Origin of the sequence: Mycolicibacterium flavescens, from assembly GCF_001722335.1 — a bacterium.
Classification (GTDB): Bacteria; Actinomycetota; Actinomycetes; order Mycobacteriales; family Mycobacteriaceae; genus Mycobacterium; species Mycobacterium flavescens.
In genome coordinates this window covers 20,724-40,522 of sequence record NZ_MIHA01000016.1, presented here as the reverse complement: position 1 = coordinate 40,522, position 19,799 = coordinate 20,724, and the positions used below count along the sequence as shown (strand labels likewise).

The 19,799-nt window shown below is 70.7% G+C and carries 16 protein-coding genes; 8 read left to right on the top strand and 8 right to left on the bottom strand.

What is annotated here, in order from left to right; genetic code table 11:
- Window positions 1-32: 32 nt before the first annotated feature.
- The gene (gene rpmF / locus BHQ18_RS20205; protein WP_069415425.1) at window positions 33-206 is read right to left on the bottom strand and encodes a 50S ribosomal protein L32; all 174 of its coding nucleotides are present in this window, start codon (window positions 204-206) and stop codon (window positions 33-35) included.
- A gap of 219 nt (window positions 207-425) precedes the next feature.
- Between rpmF and BHQ18_RS20200 the strand changes: the two genes are divergently transcribed.
- The 8 genes from BHQ18_RS20200 (at window position 426) to BHQ18_RS20165 (ending at window position 10,321) form a co-directional block, all read left to right on the top strand.
- Window positions 426-2,126 (top strand): acyclic terpene utilization AtuA family protein, encoded by a 1,701-nt coding sequence (locus BHQ18_RS20200; RefSeq protein WP_264010300.1) that lies wholly within the window; start codon window positions 426-428, stop codon window positions 2,124-2,126.
- Window positions 2,123-3,271: an acyl-CoA dehydrogenase family protein gene (locus BHQ18_RS20195; protein WP_069415424.1), complete on the top strand. Its 1,149-nt coding sequence runs from the start codon at window positions 2,123-2,125 to the stop codon at window positions 3,269-3,271. Before BHQ18_RS20200 ends, BHQ18_RS20195 begins: the two co-directional genes overlap by 4 nt.
- Window positions 3,272-3,362: 91 nt before the next feature.
- Window positions 3,363-4,958 carry an acyl-CoA carboxylase subunit beta gene (locus tag BHQ18_RS20190; RefSeq protein ID WP_069415423.1) on the top strand — a complete coding sequence of 532 codons (1,596 nt, stop codon included), beginning with the start codon at window positions 3,363-3,365 and terminating at the stop codon, window positions 4,956-4,958.
- A 7-nt stretch (window positions 4,959-4,965) separates the two neighbouring features.
- Entirely contained in the window at window positions 4,966-6,948 is a 1,983-nt protein-coding gene (locus tag BHQ18_RS20185) for an acetyl/propionyl/methylcrotonyl-CoA carboxylase subunit alpha (RefSeq protein ID WP_069415422.1), read from the top strand.
- Window positions 6,945-8,105, top strand: a complete 1,161-nt coding sequence (locus tag BHQ18_RS20180; protein ID WP_069415421.1) for an acyl-CoA dehydrogenase family protein — start codon at window positions 6,945-6,947, stop codon at window positions 8,103-8,105. The genes BHQ18_RS20185 and BHQ18_RS20180 overlap by 4 nt, the downstream gene beginning before the upstream one ends.
- Window positions 8,105-8,872, top strand: coding sequence for an enoyl-CoA hydratase family protein (locus BHQ18_RS20175; RefSeq protein ID WP_069415420.1), 768 nt, complete (start codon window positions 8,105-8,107; stop codon window positions 8,870-8,872). The genes BHQ18_RS20180 and BHQ18_RS20175 overlap by 1 nt, the downstream gene beginning before the upstream one ends.
- Window positions 8,872-9,645, top strand: a complete 774-nt coding sequence (locus tag BHQ18_RS20170) for an SDR family oxidoreductase (RefSeq protein WP_069415419.1) — start codon at window positions 8,872-8,874, stop codon at window positions 9,643-9,645. The genes BHQ18_RS20175 and BHQ18_RS20170 overlap by 1 nt, the downstream gene beginning before the upstream one ends.
- 94 nt (window positions 9,646-9,739) lie before the next feature.
- Window positions 9,740-10,321 carry a DUF1707 SHOCT-like domain-containing protein gene (locus BHQ18_RS20165; protein WP_069415418.1) on the top strand — a complete coding sequence of 194 codons (582 nt, stop codon included), beginning with the start codon at window positions 9,740-9,742 and terminating at the stop codon, window positions 10,319-10,321.
- Here the strand turns inward: BHQ18_RS20165 and BHQ18_RS20160 are convergent.
- The 7 genes from BHQ18_RS20160 to BHQ18_RS20130 form a co-directional block, all read right to left on the bottom strand.
- Complete coding sequence (locus BHQ18_RS20160) at window positions 10,318-12,300, bottom strand: vWA domain-containing protein (protein WP_069415417.1); 1,983 nt, start codon at window positions 12,298-12,300, stop codon at window positions 10,318-10,320. The genes BHQ18_RS20165 and BHQ18_RS20160 overlap by 4 nt on opposite strands.
- Window positions 12,293-13,675, bottom strand: coding sequence for a sigma 54-interacting transcriptional regulator (locus BHQ18_RS20155; RefSeq protein WP_069415503.1), 1,383 nt, complete (start codon window positions 13,673-13,675; stop codon window positions 12,293-12,295). The genes BHQ18_RS20160 and BHQ18_RS20155 overlap by 8 nt, the downstream gene beginning before the upstream one ends.
- A 74-nt stretch (window positions 13,676-13,749) precedes the next feature.
- Window positions 13,750-15,159: a toll/interleukin-1 receptor domain-containing protein gene (locus tag BHQ18_RS20150; protein ID WP_069415416.1), complete on the bottom strand. Its 1,410-nt coding sequence runs from the start codon at window positions 15,157-15,159 to the stop codon at window positions 13,750-13,752.
- A gap of 62 nt (window positions 15,160-15,221) precedes the next feature.
- Window positions 15,222-16,790: a bifunctional phosphoribosylaminoimidazolecarboxamide formyltransferase/IMP cyclohydrolase gene (gene purH / locus BHQ18_RS20145; RefSeq protein WP_069415415.1), complete on the bottom strand. Its 1,569-nt coding sequence runs from the start codon at window positions 16,788-16,790 to the stop codon at window positions 15,222-15,224.
- Window positions 16,787-17,416, bottom strand: coding sequence for a phosphoribosylglycinamide formyltransferase (purN, locus tag BHQ18_RS20140; protein ID WP_069415414.1), 630 nt, complete (start codon window positions 17,414-17,416; stop codon window positions 16,787-16,789). Before purN ends, purH begins: the two co-directional genes overlap by 4 nt.
- A gap of 10 nt (window positions 17,417-17,426) precedes the next feature.
- Window positions 17,427-18,809 carry a cell division protein PerM gene (locus BHQ18_RS20135; RefSeq protein ID WP_069415413.1) on the bottom strand — a complete coding sequence of 461 codons (1,383 nt, stop codon included), beginning with the start codon at window positions 18,807-18,809 and terminating at the stop codon, window positions 17,427-17,429.
- A 60-nt stretch (window positions 18,810-18,869) separates the two neighbouring features.
- Window positions 18,870-19,763 carry a DUF5336 domain-containing protein gene (locus BHQ18_RS20130; RefSeq protein ID WP_069415412.1) on the bottom strand — a complete coding sequence of 298 codons (894 nt, stop codon included), beginning with the start codon at window positions 19,761-19,763 and terminating at the stop codon, window positions 18,870-18,872.
- Between the last annotated feature and the right edge of the window lie 36 nt (window positions 19,764-19,799).

Here is a 19,799-nt window from a genome sequence, read left to right as displayed (position 1 = left end):
GTCTGAGAGTGACCTGAGAGGCGCGAAACGATCTAGCGGCGGTCGAGGTCGATCAGGCCGAGACGAGCGGCCTTGAGCAGCCGACGCGGCACCTTGTGCTGCTGACCGGCGACGTTCACGTTGACCAGTCCGGTGGCCTTGGCCTTCCACTGCGCGCGCCGGCTACGGGTGTTCGAGCGCGACATCCTGCGCTTGGGCACAGCCATGATCGGGTTCTCCTCTTGACGGGGTAAGTCTGCGCCGGCGGACCGGCGGTTCTGGCATCACCGCGCGCAGCACGGGGCGCCGGCAAGTGCTCTTCAGGATAACCAACGACCTGGGTAGCCTCCAAAACAGCGGAGTCGGCCGCCGAAAACCTTGACACGATACCGGCGGTAACGCGTAACCTACCGGTTGGTTGAGCGGCCGGTGTGAAGGGAGCCTGCGTGACTGGTGACGCCGTCCGCGTCGGCAACTGCTCGGGCTTCTACGGGGACCGGCTCTCGGCAATGCGCGAGATGCTGACCGGCGGCGACCTCGACTACCTGACCGGCGACTATCTGGCCGAGCTGACCATGCTGATCCTGGCGCGTGACCGCGCCAAATCGCCCGACCGCGGCTACGCCAAGACGTTCCTGACCCAGCTCGAGGAGTGCCTGGGACTGGCGCTGGACCGCGGGGTGCGCATCGTCACCAACGCCGGCGGGCTCAACCCGGCGGGACTGGCGGACGCGGTCCGCGGGCTCGCCGAGCGGCTCGGGCTCAGCGTCTCGGTGGCCGCTGTCGCGGGCGACGACCTGCTCGACCGGTCCGCCGAGTTCGGGTTCGACGGGGTGCTGGCCGCCAACGCCTACCTGGGCGGGTGGGGCATCGCCGAATGCCTGAACTCCGGCGCCGACGTGGTGGTTACCGGCCGGGTGACCGACGCCTCGGTGACCGTCGGGCCCGCGGCCGCGCACTTCGGGTGGGCCCGCACCGACTACGACCGGCTGGCCGGCGCGGTCGCCGCCGGCCACGTCATCGAATGCGGCGCGCAGGCCACCGGCGGCAACTACTCCTTCTTCACCGAACTCCCCGATCTGACCCGTCCGGGCTTCCCGCTGGCCGAGATCTCCGCCGACGGCTCCTCGGTGATCACCAAGCACCCGGGCACCGGCGGCGCGGTCACCGTCGGCACGGTCACCGCCCAGCTGCTCTACGAGATCGGCGGCGCGCGCTACGCCAACCCGGACGCCACGCTGCGCCTGGACTCCGTGGAGCTGTCCGACGACGGCCCCGACCGGGTGCGCATCAGCGGAGTCCGCGGCGAACCGCCGCCGCCGACGCTGAAGGTCTCGCTCAACAGCATCGGCGGCTTCCGCAACGAGATGGCGCTGGTGCTGACCGGGCTCGACATCGAGGCCAAGGCGGATTTGGTCCGGCGGCAGCTGGAGGCCGCGTTGACCGACCGGCCCGCCGAGATGACGTGGACCCTGGCGCGCACCGAGCACCCCGACGCCGACACCGAGGAAGCCGCCAGCGCGCTGCTGCGCTGCGTGGTGCGTGACCGGGACCCCGACAAGGTCGGACGCCGATTCTCTTCGGCCGCAGTCGAACTCGCGCTGGCCAGCTACCCCGGGTTCCACGCGACCAGCCCGCCGGGTGCCGGGCAGGTCTACGGTGTGTTCGCCCCCGCGTACGTGCCCGCCGCCGCGGTCGAACACGTCGCCGTGCACGCGGACGGCACCCGCGTCGAGATCGCGCCTGCCCCCGAGGTTCTGGAGTTGGCCCCGGTCGCGCCGCCGGCCCTGCCCGAACCCCTCACCTACGGCGAGACCACCCGGGCGCCGCTCGGGATGATCGCGGGCGCGCGCAGCGGCGACAAGGGCGGCAGCGCCAACGTCGGGGTCTGGGTACGCACCGACGACCAATGGCGTTGGCTCGCAAATCTTCTGACCGTCGACAAGCTGCGCGAACTGCTGCCCGAGGCGGCCCGCCTGCCCGTGCACCGGCACCTGCTGCCGAACCTGCGGGCGGTCAACTTCGTCATCGAGGACATCCTCGGGCAGGGCGTCGCATATCAGGCCCGCTTCGACCCGCAGGCCAAGGGACTCGGCGAATGGCTGCGCAGCCGGGTCGTCGACATACCGACGGAGTGGTTGGCATGAGCATCTGGGACACCGCCGAGCGTCAACAGCTACGTAAAGCCGTGCGCGCGTTCGCCGAACGGGAGATCCTGCCGAACGTCGACGAGTGGGAACGCGGCGGCGAACTACCACGCGATCTGCACCGCAAGGCCGGTGACGCGGGGCTCCTGGGCGCCGGATTCCCCGAGTCGGTCGGCGGCGGTGGCGGTGACGGCGCCGACGCGGTCGTGGTCTGCGAGGAGTTGCATTACGCGGGGTGCCCCGGCGGGGTGTTCGCGTCGCTGTTCACCTCCGGGATCGCGGTGCCGCACATGATCGCGTCGGGCGACGAGCGGTTGATCGACACCTACGTGCGACCGACGTTGCGCGGGGACAAGATCGGCAGCCTGGCCATCACCGAACCCGGCGGCGGCTCCGACGTCGGCCACCTCCGCACCCGCGCCGTCCGCGACGGGGACGGGTTCGTCCTCAACGGCGCCAAGACCTACATCACGTCGGGGGTGCGCGCGGACTACGTCGTGACCGCTGCGCGCACCGGCGGGCCGGGGGCGGCCGGGATCTCGCTGATCGTCGTCGACAAGGGCACGCCCGGTTTCGAGGTCACCCGCAAGCTCGACAAGATGGGCTGGCGGTCCTCCGACACCGCCGAACTGTCCTACACCGATGCGCGGGTGCCCGCGGAGAACCTCGTCGGCGCCGAGAACTCCGGGTTCGTGCAGATCGCCGGCGCGTTCGTCTCCGAGCGGGTGGGCCTGGCCGCCCAGGCGTACGCCAGCGCGCAGCGCTGCCTGGACCTGACCGTCGAATGGTGCCGCAACCGTGAGACTTTCGGCAGGCCGCTGATCTCGCGCCAGTCCGTGCAGAACACGCTCGCCGAGATGGCCCGCCGCATCGACGTGGCGCGGGTGTACACGCGCAACGTCGTCGAACGGCAACTAACGGGTGAGGCGGGGCTGATCGCGGAGGTGTGCTTCGCCAAGAACACCGCGGTCGAGACCGGTGAGTGGGTGGCCAACCAGGCGGTGCAGTTGTTCGGCGGGATGGGTTACATGGCCGAATCCGAGGTCGAACGCCAGTACCGCGACATGCGCATCCTGGGCATCGGCGGCGGCACCACCGAAATCCTCACCTCGCTGGCCGCCAAGACGTTGGGATATCAATCATGACGGTGCCGATCTTCCCGAGTGTGAAGCCACGGCGAGAAATCGGCCGAAAAATCGCACTGGTTTCACACTCGGCGGCAGAAAGGTCTCGGTCGTGACCGCACTTCGCTCGACACTGGATCCCGCCTCGGATGCCTACGGTGAGGCCGCGGCGGTGATGACCGCCAAACTCGCCGAACTCGAAGCCGAGCACGCCAGGGCGCTGGCCGGCGGCGGCGAGAAATACGTTCAGCGCCACCACGATCGCGGCAAGCTCACCGCACGCGAACGCATCGAGCTGCTGCTCGACCCGGACGCGCCGTTCCTCGAACTCAGCCCGCTGGCGGCCTGGGGCAGCGACTTCGCGGTCGGCGCCAGCGCGGTGACCGGGATCGGCGCGGTCGAAGGCGTCGAATGCCTGATCGTCGCGAACGATCCGACGGTCAAGGGCGGCACCAGCAACCCGTGGACGCTCAAGAAGATCCTGCGCGCCAACCAGATCGCTCTGCAGAACCGGCTGCCGGTGATCTCGCTGGTCGAGTCCGGCGGCGCCGACCTGCCGACGCAGAAGGAGATCTTCATCCCCGGCGGGCAGATGTTCCGCGACCTGACCCGGCTGTCGGCGGCCGGGATACCGACCATCGCGCTGGTGTTCGGCAACTCGACCGCCGGCGGCGCCTACATTCCCGGCATGTCCGACCACGTGGTGATGATCAAGGAACGCTCGAAGGTGTTTCTGGCCGGCCCGCCGCTGGTCAAGATGGCCACCGGGGAGGAGGCCGACGACGAGTCGCTCGGCGGCGCCGAGATGCACGCCCGCACCTCGGGTCTGGCGGACTACTTCGCGCTCGACGAGCCCGACGCGATCCGGATCGGGCGGCGCATCGTCGCGCGGCTGAACTGGCACAAGCAGGGTCCGACGCCCACGGCCGTCGTCGAACCGCGTTACGACGCGGCGGAACTCGTCGGCATCGTGCCCGCCGACCTGCGCATCCCGTTCGACCCGCGCGAGGTGATCGCCCGCGTGGTCGACGGTTCGGAGTTCGACGAGTTCAAGCCGATGTACGGCTCGTCGCTGGTCACCGGATGGGCGCGGCTGTGGGGTTATCCGATCGGCATCCTGGCCAACGCGCGCGGTGTGCTGTTCAGCGAGGAGTCGCAGAAGGCCACCCAGTTCATCCAGCTCGCCAACCGCTCCGATACCCCACTGCTGTTCCTGCACAACACCACCGGCTACATGGTCGGCCGCAAGTACGAAGAGGGCGGCATGATCAAGCACGGCTCGATGATGATCAACGCGGTGTCCAATTCGACCGTGCCGCACATCTCGCTGCTGATCGGCGCGTCCTACGGCGCCGGCCACTACGGCATGTGCGGGCGGGCCTACGACCCGCGGTTCCTGTTCGCCTGGCCGAGCGCCAAGTCCGCGGTGATGGGCGGCACCCAACTGGCCGGGGTGCTTTCGATCGTCAGCCGCGCGGCCGCCGAGGCCCGCGGCCAGACCGTCGACGAAGACGCCGACGCCGCGCTGCGGGCCGCGGTCGAGGCGCAGATCGACGCCGAATCGCTGCCGATGTTCCTGTCCGGGCGGCTCTACGACGACGGTGTCATCGACCCCCGCGACACCCGCACCGTGCTGGGAATGTGCCTGTCGGCGATCGCCAACGGCCCGATCAAGGGGACGTCGAACTTCGGCGTCTTCCGGATGTGAGGCTTCGATGATCACGCGAGTTCTGGTGGCCAACCGCGGCGAGATCGCCCGGCGCGTCTTCGCCACCTGCCGACGCCTGGGTATCGGCACGGTCGCGGTCTACACCGACCCCGACGAAGCGTCCCCGCACGTCGCCGAGGCCGACGCGCGGGTCCGGCTGGACGGCAGGAACGGCTACCTCGATGCCGGCCAACTGATCGCCGCGGCCCGCGCATCGGGTGCCGACGCGATCCATCCCGGCTACGGGTTCCTTTCGGAGAACGCCGAATTCGCGGCCGCGGTCATCGACGCCGGCCTGGTCTGGATCGGCCCGCCGGTCGAGGCGGTCACGGCGATGGGTTCCAAGATCGAGGCCAAGAAGATGATGGCCGCCGCCGGGGTGCCGGTGCTCGAGGAACTGGACCCCGAGACCGTGACCGCCGAGCAACTGCCGGTGCTGATCAAGGCGTCCGCGGGCGGCGGCGGGCGCGGGATGCGCATCGTGCGCGACGTGCCCGAGTTGCCCGCGCAGGTGCAGGCCGCGCGCCGGGAAGCCCAGGCGGCGTTCGGCGACCCGACCGTGTTCTGCGAGCGCTACCTGGCCAGCGGCCACCACGTCGAGGTGCAGGTGCTCGCCGACGGGCACGGCACCGTGTGGGCGGTCGGCGAACGCGAATGCTCGATCCAGCGCCGCCACCAGAAGATCGTCGAGGAAGCACCCTCGCCGCTGGTCGAGCGCACACCGGGCATGCGCGCCAAGCTGTTCGAAGCCGCCCGCCTGGCCGCCACCGCCATCGGCTACACCGGCGCGGGCACCGTCGAGTTCATGGCCGCCCCGGACGGTCCGGGCGCGGGCGACTTCTTCTTCCTCGAGATGAACACCCGGCTGCAGGTCGAACACCCGGTCACCGAGGAGACCACCGGGCTCGATCTCGTCGAGCAGCAGCTGCTGGTCGCCGACGGCGGCCGGCTCGGCCCGGAACCGCCGCCCGCGCACGGACATTCCATCGAGGTCCGGTTGTACGCCGAGGACCCCGCCAAAGACTGGCAGCCGCAGGCCGGTCCCGTGCACCACTTCGAAATCCCCACCGCGCGAGCGGCGTTCACCACGCTCGGCGGCATAGGTGTCCGGGTCGACTCCGGGATCGTCGACGGCTCGCAGGTCTCCGTCTTCTACGACCCCATGCTGGCCAAGGTGATCTCCTATGCACCGACCCGGCGCCGCGCGGCCGCCGTGCTGGCCGACGCGATGACCCGCGCCAGGATCCACGGGGTGCGCACCAACCGCGACCTGCTGGTCCGCGTGCTGCGCCACCCGGCGTTCCTCGACGGCGCCACCGACACCGCGTTCTTCGACACCCACGGCCTGGCCGCACTGGCCGCGCCGATCACCGACGACCGCACGGTCGCGCTGTCCGCAGTCGCCGCGGCGCTCAGCGATGCGGCCGACAACCGCAGTAACGCAACGGTTCTCGCGTCAGCTCCGAGCGGCTGGCGCAACCTGGCGTCAGGCTTCCTGGTCAAGCGGTACACCGACGACGCCGGCGCCGAACACGAGGTGCGCTACCGGTTCGACCGCTCGGGCCTGCAACTGCCCGGCCACGACGGTGTCGCCCTGGCCTCCGCGGCGCCGGACCGCGTCGTGCTCACCGTCGACGGCGTCGACCGGCCGTTCGACGTCGCCCGCTACGGCGACCAGGTGTTCGTCGACTCGCCCTCGGGGCCCGCGCACTTCGTGACCGTGCCGCGGTTCGGCGATCCCGACGCCGGCGTCGCGCACGGTTCGCTGGTGGCGCCGATGCCGGGATCGGTGTTGCGCGTCGGCGCCGCCGTCGGCGACGCGGTCACCGCGGGCCAGCCGCTGCTGTGGCTGGAGGCGATGAAGATGGAGCACACCGTGACCGCGCCGGCCGACGGCGTGCTCACCGAACTCAACGTCGAGGTCGGCCAGCAGGTCGACGTCGGCTACGTACTAGCCCGGGTACAGGACCCGGCCGAAGGAGAACCATGAGTGGATTCGTCGAGACCGAGGAGCAGCAGGCGCTGCGCAAGGCGGTCGCCGCCATGGCCGCCAACTACGGCCAGGACTACTACCTCACCAAGGCCCGCGCCGACCAGCACACCGACGAATTATGGAGCGAGGCAGGCAAACTCGGCTTCATCGGGGTGAACCTGCCCGAGCAGTACGGGGGCGGCGGCGCCGGCATGTACGAGCTGGCCATCGTGATGGAGGAGATGTCGGCGGCGGGCTGCCCGCTGCTGCTGATGGTCGTCTCCCCCGCCATCAACGGCACGATCATCGCCAGGTTCGGCACCGAGGAGCAGAAGAAGCGCTGGCTACCCGGCATCGCCGACGGGTCGGTCACGATGGCGTTCGCGATCACCGAACCCGACGCGGGTTCCAACAGCCACCGCATCACCACCACCGCCCGCCGCGACGGCGGCGACTGGATCCTGTCCGGGCAGAAGGTGTACATCTCCGGCGTCGACCAGGCGCAGGCCGTGCTCGTCGTCGGCCGCACCGAAGACCACAAGACCGGCAACCTCAAGCCCGCACTGTTCATCGTGCCGACCGACACCAAGGGCCTGAGCTGGACCAAGATCGAGATGGAGATCGTCAGCCCGGAGAACCAGTTCCAGCTGTTCTGTGACGAGGTCCGGTTGCCCGCCGACGCGCTCGTCGGCTCCGAGGACGCCGCGATCGCGCAGTTGTTCGCGGGGCTGAATCCCGAGCGGATCATGGGTGCGGCCAGCGCCGTCGGCATGGGCCGGTTCGCGATCGACAAGGCCGTCGACTACGTCAAGACCCGGCAGGTGTGGAAGACGCCGATCGGCGCCCACCAGGGCCTGTCACACCCGTTGGCGCAGAACCACATCGAGATCGAACTCGCGAAACTGATGATGCAGAAGGCGGCCACGCTCTACGACGCGGGCGACGACGTCGGCGCCGCGGAGGCGGCCAACATGGCCAAGTACGCCGCCGGCGAGGCCTCGGTGCGCGCCGTCGATCAGGCCGTGCAGTCGCTGGGCGGCAACGGCCTGACCAAGGAGTACGGCATCGCCGCGGCGGTCACGGCGTCCAAGCTGGCGCGCATCGCCCCGGTCAGCCGCGAGATGATCCTGAACTTCGTCGCGCAGACCTCGCTGGGCCTGCCCCGGTCGTACTGATGACGGCGCTGGTCGGGTACGCGGTCGACGGGCCGGTCGCGCGCATCACGCTGGACTCGCCCGCCAACCGCAACGCGCTGTCGACCGCGCTGGTCGACCAGTTGCACCAGTGCCTCACCGCGGCGGTCGACGACCCCGGCGTGCGGGTCGTCGTGCTCGGCCACACCGGCGGAACCTTCTGTGCCGGAGCTGATCTGGGCGAGGCGGCGGGCCAGGACCCGAGCGAGCTGGCCGTCGACCGGGCGCGTGAGATGACCCGCCTGCTGCGCCGCATCCTGGAGCTGCCCGTCCCGGTGATCGGCGCGATCGACGGCCACGTCCGCGCCGGCGGGCTCGGCCTGGTCGGGGCGTGCGACATCGTCGTCGCGGGCCCGGCGAGCACGTTCGCGCTGACCGAGGCGCGCATCGGCGTCGCGCCGTCGATCATCTCGCTGACCCTGCTGCCGAAGATGACCGCCCGCGCGGCCGGCCGCTACTTCCTCACCGGCGAGAAGTTCGGGCCCGCGCAGGCCGCCGACACCGGGCTGGTCAGCGTCGCCGCCGACGACGTCGACGCCACCGTCGCCGACCTCACCGCCGCCATCGGGCAGGCGTCGCCGCAGGGCCTGGCGGCCTCGAAAGCCTTGACGACACGGCCTATTCTGGAGACCTTCGATCAGCACGCCGACGAGCTCACCCGGCAGTCCGCCGAGCTGTTCGTCTCCGAGGAGGCCCGCGAAGGCATGCTCGCGTTTCTCGAGAAGCGACCACCGCGCTGGATGGGCTGATGCCGCACTCCATCCTCGTCACCGGGGCGACGGGCACGCTGGGACACCGCGTGGTCCCCGAAGCCGTCGGGGCGGGGCACCGGGTGCGCGCGCTCAGCCGCCGCAGCCACGTCGGCTACACCGGCGTGCACTGGGCCCAGGGTGATCTGCTCGACGGCACCGGTCTGGACGCCGCGCTCGACGGGATCGACGTCGTCGTCAACTGCGCGACCCAGCCGACCGGCGGCAAGGACGTCAACGGCATGCGCAACCTGGTCGCGGCGGCCGCCCGCGCGGGAGTCGCCCACATCGTGCACGTGTCGATCGTCGGGATCGACCGCATCCCGCTGCCCTACTACCGCGCCAAGCTCGGCGCCGAGCGGGTCCTCACCGGTTCCGGCGTCCGCCACACCGTGCTGCGCGCCACCCAGTTCCACGAACTGTTGCGCACGATGTTCGCGGTGCAGCGCTACTCCCCGGTGCTGTGGGCGCTGCGCGGTGTCCGGTTCCAGCCGATCGACACCGCGGCCGTCGCGGCCCGGCTCGTCGAGCTCGCCGACGCACCGCCCGTCGGACGCGCACCCGACATCGGCGGTCCCACCGTCCACACCCACGCGGAGTTGGCGCAGATGTACCTCGACGCGCGCCGCAGCCGTCGCCGCGTGGTTGCGCTACCGGTGCCCGGGCGCACCGCGGCGGCGTTGCGGGCGGGCGCCAACCTGGTCCCGGACAACCCGGTCGGCACGGTCGGCTTCGCGGACTACCTGGGCGGCGCCCCCGGTTCCCCGGCATAAAGTTTGCTCGTCTACATTCTTCGCCGTGAGTGATGAGGGCACAGTTTGGACAACGAGCTTGCATGTGCCACGGTTCGTCGTAGGCTCGTAAACGATGAGCACTTCAGCGTCGCGGAACGGTTCGATGCGTGCTGGCGACACCGATCGGATACAGGTCGCGCAGCTGCTCACTGACGCCGCTGCCCAGGGCCGCCTGCAGCTACCCGAATACGAAGACCGCCTGACCAAGGCGTATGCCGCGCAGACCTACGACGAGCTGGACCGGCTGTCGGCCGATCTCCCCGGCGCGGTGACCCGCGGCCGGGCCGGCGGGCCGTGCCGGCCGGCGCCGTCGACCATGCTGCTGGCGATCATGAGCGGTTTCGAACGCCGCGGCCGGTGGAACGTGCCGCGGCGGATGACCACTTTCGCGCTGTTCGGCGGCGGGGTGGTCGATTTGCGGTACGCCGACTTCACCTCACCGGAGGTGGAGATCCACTCGTACTCGATCTTCGGCGGCCAGACCATCCTGGTGCCGCCGGAGGTCAACGTGGACCTGCGCGGCATCGGCGTGATGGGCACCTTCGACCAGTCGGTGGCGGGCGAGGGTTCACCGGGCGCACCGTGCGTGTGTATCCGCGGCTTCGCGCTGTGGGGCAGCGTCGGCGTCAAGCGCAAGAAGCGCAAGGCGGCCTAGCGCCTGCGACGGGACCTCAGGTAGTCGCCGACCACGGCGGCGCCCAGCCCGTCCAGATCGGGCACCACCACGCGGCCCTCGACCCGGCGCGCCACCTGGTCGATGAACCGCGCCAGACCCGGGTCGTTGCCCAGCCGAAAGATCGTCACCTGCGCGCCGAGGCCGACCATCTCGTCGAAGCCCTTGACGGTGTGCGCGATGGTGCGCGGGTGCGGCGGGTAGTCGAAGAAGACCGCAGGCCCGCCCTCGTCACTCGGGTAGTGCTCCAGATGCGCGGTCGGTTCCCCGTCGGTGACGACGAGCACCACCGGCTGGGCGTTCGGGTGCCTGCGCAGATGCCGCCCGGCCAGGGCCAGCGCGTGGTGCAGGTTGGTGCCCTGCTCGTACACGCCTTCCAGACCGGTCAGCTCGGCCGCGCTCACCGTGCGCGCGTAGCGGCCGAACGCGATGATCTGCAGCGCATCGGAACGGAACCGGGTGCTGACGAGGTGGTTGAGCGCCAACGCGGTGCGCTTCATCGGCAGCCACCGGTTCTCCATCACCATCGAGAACGAGGTGTCGACCAGCAGCGCCACCGCGGCCTGGGTGCGGGTCTCGGTCTCGGAGATCTCCACGTCCTCGACCGTGATCTGAATGGGTGAGCCCAGGCTCGATTCCGGATTCCCGGCCCGCCTCAGCACCGCGTTCGTCAACGTGCGCGTCACGTTCCACGGCTCGGTGTCGCCGAACGCCCACGGCCGGGTCGCGCCGGTCAGCTCACCGGCCGCGCCGGCGCGGCGGGTGTCGCGTTCCCCGTGCCGACCCGAAAGACGCTGCGCCACATCGCGCAAGGCCGTCTGCCCGAGCTGGCGCATCGCCTTGGGCGACAGCCGCCACTGGCCGTCGGAGCCGCGGTCGAGGAAACCCTGATCCATCAGCGCGCGTTCGAGCTCCGAGAGCGTGCGGGCATCGACGGCGGCCTCCTCCCCGAGCTGGCGGGCCAGCATGTCGAGGTCGACGTCCTCCATCGTCGCGCCCGCGTAGCTCTGCGACAGCGCCTCGGCGAGCTGTTCGAGCTCGGCGATGTCAGCCATCGCCTGCGCGCCCTCACCCATGCCCAGCGGGTTGTCGCCGGAGAACTTCGACGACCCGGTCCAGTCCTCGCCCGGCCGGGCTGCCTGCAGGTGCGAGTCGAGCCGGTTGAGCGCATTCATCAGCGACGGAGATCCGAATGCCTGCTGCGCCAACGCATCCAGTTCGGCGCGCTGCTCGGCGCTCAGGCTGTTGCGGAACCGCTGCGCGGCCGCAGCGCGCTGGGCCAGCGAGTCGAGCAGTTCGTCGACGTTGCGCGGGTTCTCCGGGAAGAACTCGCCGTGCTTGGCCATGAAGTTGTCGAAATCCTGCTGGGTGTCTTCACCTTTGGCGTGCTTGTCCAGCAGGTCGTTGAGGTCGTCGAGCATCTCGTTGACGCGTTGCCGGTCCTCGTCGGTGGCGTTCTCCAGCGCCTCCTTCATGCCGGCGAACCGCTGATCCAGCATCTCGCGGCCGAGCAGATCCTTGACCTGGTCGTACTTCTCGCGGGCTTCCGGTGAGCGCCAGTCGTAGTCGGAGAGCTCCTGGACCGCCTTGGCCGGCGACGGGGGCAGCGACTCGATGCGCATCTCGTTGAACCGCGCGTCGTCGTCGAGCGCGCGGGCCAGTTCCTTGCGCTCGGCCAGCACCGCCTCGTCGAGCAGCTTCTTGATCTCGGCCAGGGTCCCGTCGAGGTTGTTGCGCTGCAACAGTTCTCGACGACGACGGTTGGCCTCGGCGGCGAGCTTGTCGGCGCCGCGCATGTCCTTGGTGCCGCGACGCATCAGCTCGGCGAGCGCCCGCCTCGGCGAGCTGCCCTCCATCACGTCCTGACCGATCTGCTCGAGCGCGTCGCGCAGATCGATCGGCGGCGCCAGCGGGTCGGGCCCGCCGGTGTATCGCGAGTACCGCGAGACATGTTTAGCCATAGGTTGTTTCGCCCTCACCGGAGACCTTGTCGATCCGCTTCGCCAGATACAGCGCTTCGAGCGCCAACTCGACCGCGGCGGCCCGCTGCCCGTCGGTGGTGGCCTCCAGCCGCTTCTGGATCTCGGCGATCGCGGGCACCTCGGGGACCGCGGCCAGCACGTCGCGAGCCGACACCCGTTCGCCGGTGGTGACCGCCGAGCCGTTCTCGATCGCCACCACCAGCGGCCCGACGTCGATCCCGCCGAGCAGCCGCTGCGCGGTGTCGGCGGTGGCGCGGCGCAGCAGGTGCTCGAGGACGGCCTGTTCGCGGCCCTCCTCGCCGGACTCGAACTCCAGCTTGCCGCGCAGCACGTCGACCACGGTGGACAGGTCGACCACCCGGGCGACGGCCTCCTGTTCACCGAGGATCGCCGAGCGGTGCCGTGCGGACGCGGCGACGGTTTCGGCGGCCGCGATCGCGAAGCGGGCCGAGACGCCGGAGCGCTGGTCGATGGACCGCGACTCGCGCAGGTAGCGGGCGAAGCGGGCCAGCACGTGCAGCAGGTACTCGGGCACCTCGGCGGCCAGGTGCGACTCCTGCTGGATGACGCCGACCTCGGCGGCCAGCTCCAGCGGGTAGTGGGTGCGGATCTCGGCGCCGAACCGGTCCTTGAGCGGGGTGATGATCCGCCCGCGGTTCGTGTAGTCCTCGGGGTTGGCGCTGGCCACGACCAGCACGTCGAGCGGCAGCCGCAGCGTGTAGCCGCGGACCTGGATGTCGCGCTCCTCCATCACGTTGAGCATCGACACCTGGATGCGCTCGGCGAGGTCGGGCAGCTCGTTGATCGCGACGATGCCGCGGTGTGCGCGCGGGATCAGGCCGAACGCGATGGTCTCGGGGTCGCCGAGGCTCCGGCCCTCGGCCACTTTGATCGGGTCGATGTCGCCGACCAGGTCGGCGACGCTGGTGTCGGGGGTGGCGAGTTTCTCGGTGTACCGCTCGCTGCGGTGGCGCCAGGTGATCGGCAGGTCGTCGCCGGAGTCGGCCGCGCGGCGGATCGACTCGGGGGTGATCGGGGTGAACGGGTGCTCGCCCAGTTCGGATCCGGCGATCACCGGGGTCCACTCGTCGAGCAGGCCGGTCAGCGCGCGCAGCAGCCGCGTCTTGCCCTGTCCGCGCTCGCCGAGCAGCACCAGGTCGTGGCCGGCGATCAGCGCGCGCTCCAGTTGTGGGATGACGGTGTCCTCGAAGCCGAAGATGCCCGGCCACGGGTCGCGGCCTTCGGCCAGCGCGGCGAGCAGGTTCTCCCGGATTTCGTCCTTGACGCCCCGCGCGCGGTGGCCGGAAGCTTTCAGTTCGCCGACGGTGCGCGGCAGATCTTGCGGTTGAGTCACCACTCCAAGCTACGACGTGTGGCGCGAACGTGGGTTACCCGCACGCGAAACGGCGCACGTTCAGGCGCAGAGAGTCAACGGCCCGCGGGTGGGAGCATCTGGAAGCCCGTCAGCATCGCGGAGGCATCGGCCTCGAACGCCGGGTTCCGAGCGTCGGCGGCCTCAATCGTCAGCGATGCGGTGTAGGTGCGGTCGGTGGTCTGCAGCACGACGAGCAGCAGCGTCGCCGGATGCGGCGCCAGCCCGGCGATCGCGCCGGTCTGGTAGCGGACCGTCTCGGCGGGTAGTCCGCACACGGTGTGCTTCTCGGCGGTGACGTCGGTGGCCCCGATCGCCGAGAGCGCGCCGCGCTTGAGCATGAACAGGCTGTCCGCGGGGGTCAGCGACCGCTCCTCGTCCAGGGACACCAACGCGCTGGCCGCCACCCCGTCGGGGCTCATCATGGCGTTGTTGTACAGCGCGAACCGGAAGATGCCGTCGGACTCCATCCAGGTGTTGCGTTCCCAGCCCGGCGGCTGCGGGATCTTCAGCACCGGCTCGTCGGGGTCGGTCGGGATGACCGACAGCGGCTGGTCGGTGGCCGTGCAGGCGCCGCCGTCGGACACCCCGGCGGCGACGGTTTCACCGGCCCCCTGCGGCGCGGGTGCGCCGGGCTGCGCGGCGGCCGACGGCGCTGCCGGGCGGGCGTTCTGCGCCGGCTCGGAACCGCTGTTCACCACCACCAGGACCGTCACGACGACGAGCACGACGGCCACCGCGACCCCGGCCAGGATCAGCCCGAGACGGCCGCGCCGCGGCGTGTCCGGTTCCGCGGGCACGGCCGTCGGAACCGGCTCCAACTGGCCCAGCAGCGCGTCGACGTCGGTGCGGGTCCGGTACGTGACGTCCGGGCGGTCGCGCAGTTGCCGCAGCAGCGCGCAGATGTCGCGGCGCGCGCCGGCGTCGTCGCCGTCGTCCTCGAGCGCGGCCTTGAGCTCGGCGACGATCACCGTCTGCTGCGCGGGGGTCAGCTCCGATCCGCTGATCTGCCCGCCGAGCCGCATCAGATACGCGAACGGCATCGGCGGCTCGGCCGGCAGCGGGTCAGGCAGCGCGGGCGCGGACGCCTGTTTGGCGCGGACCGCCTCGTCGAGCTCCATCCACGCCTCGATGCTGCGCTGCTGGAAGTCGATCACCTGCATACCCGCCAGCGGGTTGGTGCGCATGCTGTCGACGGGGCCGACCAGCACCGGCAGGATCGGCTTGCCCAGCGCCAGCGCGTACCGCATCTCGGCCTGACAGGCCTTGGAGGCCAGCATGTTCTGCGACAGCGCGGCCAGGAACACATCGCAGTCGCGGATCTTGCCGAGGATCGCGCGCCACCAGGCGTCGCCGCCGCTGAGTTCGTCGTCCATCCACAGATCGTGGTGGCCGCGGCGCAGCGCGCCCGCCAGGTGCCCGACGACGTCCGCGTCGCGGCTCGAGTAGCTGATGAACACGGCCACGGTGCTGACCCTCCGGGGCGGGGCGACAGGAACGGACTTCATCCTGCCCGTTCGCGCCCGGTTTAGTGCGCGAAGTGGCGCGCTCCGGTCAGGTACAGCGTGATCCCGGCCTTTGCCGCGGCTTCGGTCACCTGCTCGTCGCGCACCGATCCGCCGGGGTGCACGACGGCTTTCACGCCGCCGTCGATGAGCACCTCGAGCCCGTCGGGGAACGGGAAGAACGCATCGGAGGCCGCGACCGCGCCGCGGACCCGGTCGCCGGCGCGCTGCACGGCCAGCCGGGCGGCGTCGACGCGGTTGACCTGACCCATCCCGACCCCGACGGTGGCCCCGTCGGCGGCCACGACGATCGCGTTGGACTTCACCGCCCGGCAAACCCGCCAGGCGAACTTGAGGTCCGACAGCGTGGCGGGGTCGGCCGGTTCACCGGTGGCCAACGTCCAGTTGACCGGATCGTCGCCGGGCGCGGTGAACTCGTCGCGCTGCTGCACCAGCAGCCCGCCGCTGACCTGACGGAACTCGGTGGAGCCGGGCTGTGGTTCGGAGGCCACCAGCACCCGGATGTTCTTCTTGCGGGCCAGCACTTCGACCGCGCCGTGCTCGTACGCCGGCGCGACGATCACCTCGGTGAAGATGTCGGCGACGGTTTCGGCCATCTCGACACTGACCGTGGTGTTGGCCGCGATCACCCCACCGAACGCCGACAGCGGATCGCACTCGTGGGCCTTGCGGTGCGCGTCGGCCACCGAGGTCGACGAGATCGCGATGCCGCACGGGTTGGCGTGTTTGATGATCGCCACGCAGGTCTCGGAGTGGTCGAACGCGGCGCGCCAGGCGGCGTCGGCGTCGGTGTAGTTGTTGTAGGACATCTCCTTGCCGTGCAGCTGCTCGGCCTGCGCCAGCCCGGGCCACGCCGCGTCGTCGCGGTACAGCGCGGCGGTCTGGTGCGGGTTCTCGCCGTAACGCAGCACCGTGTCGCGCCGCCAGGTCGCGCCGACCCACTGCGGCAGTGACGCGTCACCGTCCTGTTCGGGCGACAGCACCGCACCCATCCACGACGCGACCGCCACGTCGTATTCGGCGGTGTGCCGGAACGCCAACGCCGCCAACTTCTTTCGCTCATCGAGCGTGAACCCGCCGGCCCGCACCGCAGCGAGCACCCCGTCGTAGCCGATCGGGTCGACCACGACCGCGACGCTGGGGTGGTTCTTGGCGGCGGCGCGCACCATCGAGGGCCCGCCGATGTCGATCTGCTCGACGCATTCGTCTTCACTCGCGCCGGAGGCGACGGTCTCGGTGAACGGGTACAGGTTGACCACGACGAGTTCGAACGCCTCCACGCCGAGCTCGCTCAGCGCCGAAACATGTTCGGGCTTACGTTGATCGGCGAGCAGACCCGCATGCACCCGCGGGTGCAGGGTCTTGACCCGGCCGTCGAGTACCTCGGGGAAACCGGTGACCTCCTCCACCGGGGTCACCGGAACACCCGCGGCGGCTATCGTTTTCGCGGTCGACCCGGTCGAGACGATGCTGACCCCGGCGTCGTGCAGCCCACGCGCCAGGTCGGCCAGGCCGGTCTTGTCGTAGACGCTGATCAACGCCCGCCGAATCGGCCGCTTGCCGTCGCTCATCCCAGTCTCGCCTTTCGTCCCGTCCAGGTCACGCCGCGGACTGCCACCGCGGCCAGTACATCCACCAGCAGTCGCCGCTCGACGACCTTGATCCGTTCGTGCAGCGTCGCCTCGTCGTCGTCCTCGAGGACCGGGACCGCCTCCTGGGCCAGCACCGGCCCGGTGTCGGTGCCCGCGTCGACCAGATGAACGCTGCATCCGGTCACCTTCACGCCGTAGGCCAGCGCGTCGGGCACCGCGTGCGCACCGGGGAACGCGGGCAGCAACGCCGGATGGGTGTTGATGATGCGGCCCATGAACTTCGAAAGAAAGTGCGGGCCAAGTATTTTCATGAACCCGGCCGACACGATGAGGTCGGGCTGGTGCGCGGCGGTGGCCTCGGTGATCGCCGCGTCCCAGGCGTCGCGGTCCGGGTAGTCGCGCAGCCGCACCGTGTACGACGGCACCGAAGCGGCCGCGGCGATGTCGACGGCCGGGCAGTCGCGGTCGACGCCGACGGCCACGATCTTCGCCGGATAGTCACCGGCGGTCGCGTCGAGCAGCGAGCGCAGCAGCGACCCCGTGCCGGAAGCCAGCACAACGACCCGTGCAGGCGCCTTCGGCGGTACGCGGAGGGGTTGCTGCACGCCTGGCAGCCTAATGGGTGCCCGAGGGGCCGTCGTCGTCCGCCATGAAGTGTTCCTCGGGGTCGTGGACGACGTGCGGATCGGCCGCGGCGGCGGCTTTCGGCTCGGCTTCGAGCTCGGCTTCGAGCTCCGGTTCGGGCGCAGGGTCAGGCTCGGGTTCCGGCTCCGCCGGAGGCTCGGCGTCAAGATCGGGTTCCGGGCCGGGCTCGGGGTCGGGATCGGGCACAGGGTCAGGGGCAGGCTTCGGTTTGCGGGGCCGACGCGTCACGCCGCCGGCCATCGCCACGGTGAGCGCGCCGATCCCGGCGAACCACAGGAACACCGCGGGACCGAACGTCGTCTGGTCCACCCCGACGTCGCCGAAGTTGCCCAGCCGACCCCCGCCCGCGTGCCCGAGCACCGCCATGGTGACCGCGGCCAGCGCTGCGGCGACGAGCACCTTGGCCATCGCGGGCAGCAGTGGCAGCGGCCGGCGCGAGCACTGCTGACCGACCGCCACCCCGGAGACCGCGGCCACGATCAGCAGCGCCACCCACACCGGCCCGAGCGGCGGCGTCGGCACCGCCGCCAGTACCGGCAGCGCCGGGATGTCGCCGCCGAGCACGGTGAACGAACTGAATGTCGCCAGCCCGATGTGCGCGCTGGACCCGACCGCGACCGCGGCGGTGCCGACCATCACGTTCGGGATGTAGAGCACCGACAGCACGGTCAGGCTGAGCTGCCCGAACAGCGACCCGGTGATCGAGTACAGCTCGTCCATCGTCGACCAGTGCACGATCATCGAACCGGCCATCACCACACCGGACAGGCCCGCCAGCGCCAGCAGCCCGGCCGCGGCGGCCCGAATCGAGTCGGGCAGCCAGCCGGGCAGCCCCGCGGCGGCCATCAGCCGCCTGCCGACGCGCGAGCCCACCCCGATCACCGCGCCGATCCCGTGCACGGCCAGCACGCTGAGGAACGCGCGCAGCGCGTGCGGGGTCTGCAGTTCGGTGAGCACCGAGGCGGCGTCGTGCACGACGGCCAGCGCGATCGCCGCGATCAGCAGCGGCCCACCCAGCGCGGAGGCCACCACCCAGCGGGTGACGAACCAGGACACGCCCGCGCCGACGGGTGCGGTGGCCGCGGCCGTCGTGCGCGCGGTGCCCCACACCATCGCGAGCATCGGCAGCAGCGGCATCACCCCGAGCTCCGCGCCGCCGATCGACACCGGCACCAGGTGCACACCCAGCCACATGCTGGCGATCGCGCCGAGCGCGCCGGTCATGTCGCTGTTTGCGATCAGCAGCTGCAGCAGCACGATCGCCGCGATCACGACCAGCGCCACCACCGACGGCCCGAACGCGACCCTGAGCAGCTCACGCGCCTGGCGTGTGCCGACTGGCCGTTGATTCACAGGTGGCGCCGCTCCTCGCACAAGCTCACGCATGCGCGGTTGCCGCATGCGCAGCTCAGACTACGAGGTGGACTGGCCGGACTGCGAGGAAGACGACGGCTGCGCCTGCTGCGTCGTCGGCGAAGAGCCCGACGGCGGCTGACCGTAGGTCGGGAAACCGGTCGGCGGGGTCGGGGGCCCGGTCTGCTGGCCGCCCTGCCCCTGCTGACCCGGCTGGCCCTGTTGGCCCTGCTGACCTGGTTGCCCCTGCTGCTGTGGGGCTTGGTGCCCGCCGGTCGACGGACCACCCGGATACGTACCGGGGTAGGTCGACGGATAGCCCGGCCGCTGCTGCTGCGGGCCGCCGTAGCCGCCCTGGATCTGGCCCGGCTGGCCGTAGTACGGGCCCGGCGCGCCGTACTGCTGGCCGTAAGGCTGGTCGTACTTGGGCCGCGGGGCCGGCGGGCTGATGATCCCGGACTCGAACAGCAGCACCGCGACCGCCACGATCGCCTGGAACAGCGAGAACGCGATGATCAGGTAGAGACCCCAGTCGATGGCCGCCTGGCCGGGCTTGTTGATCACCTCGGCGATCACGAGCAGGAACGCGACGACCGAGAGCACCGCGTACACCGCGGTCGACACGGTCTGGCGGGGCAGCAGGCTGGCCGCGGCGAGCAGCCCGGCCAGCAGCGCCGCCCCGACCGCGAGCACCAGGCCGAAGGAGCTTCCGCTGATGCTGCCCAGCCCCGGGAAGTCGGAGGCCGAGATCGTGAACAGCGGCGCGAAGCTGGACAGGTAGACGGCGATGCCGAGAACTGCCACCACCGCCGCGAGATAGGTCGGCAGCTTGTTGGGCGCGTCGACCCCGGGTTCGGGCTTACCGAACTGCTGTGTCTGGGCGGCGAACGGATTGGTCTGCTGCTGTGCGGGCGGGTATCCGGAATTACCGGGCGGTCCTGAGGGGTACGACATGGCCTCTCCTGTGCTCGGGCGGGCTTCGAAACCACG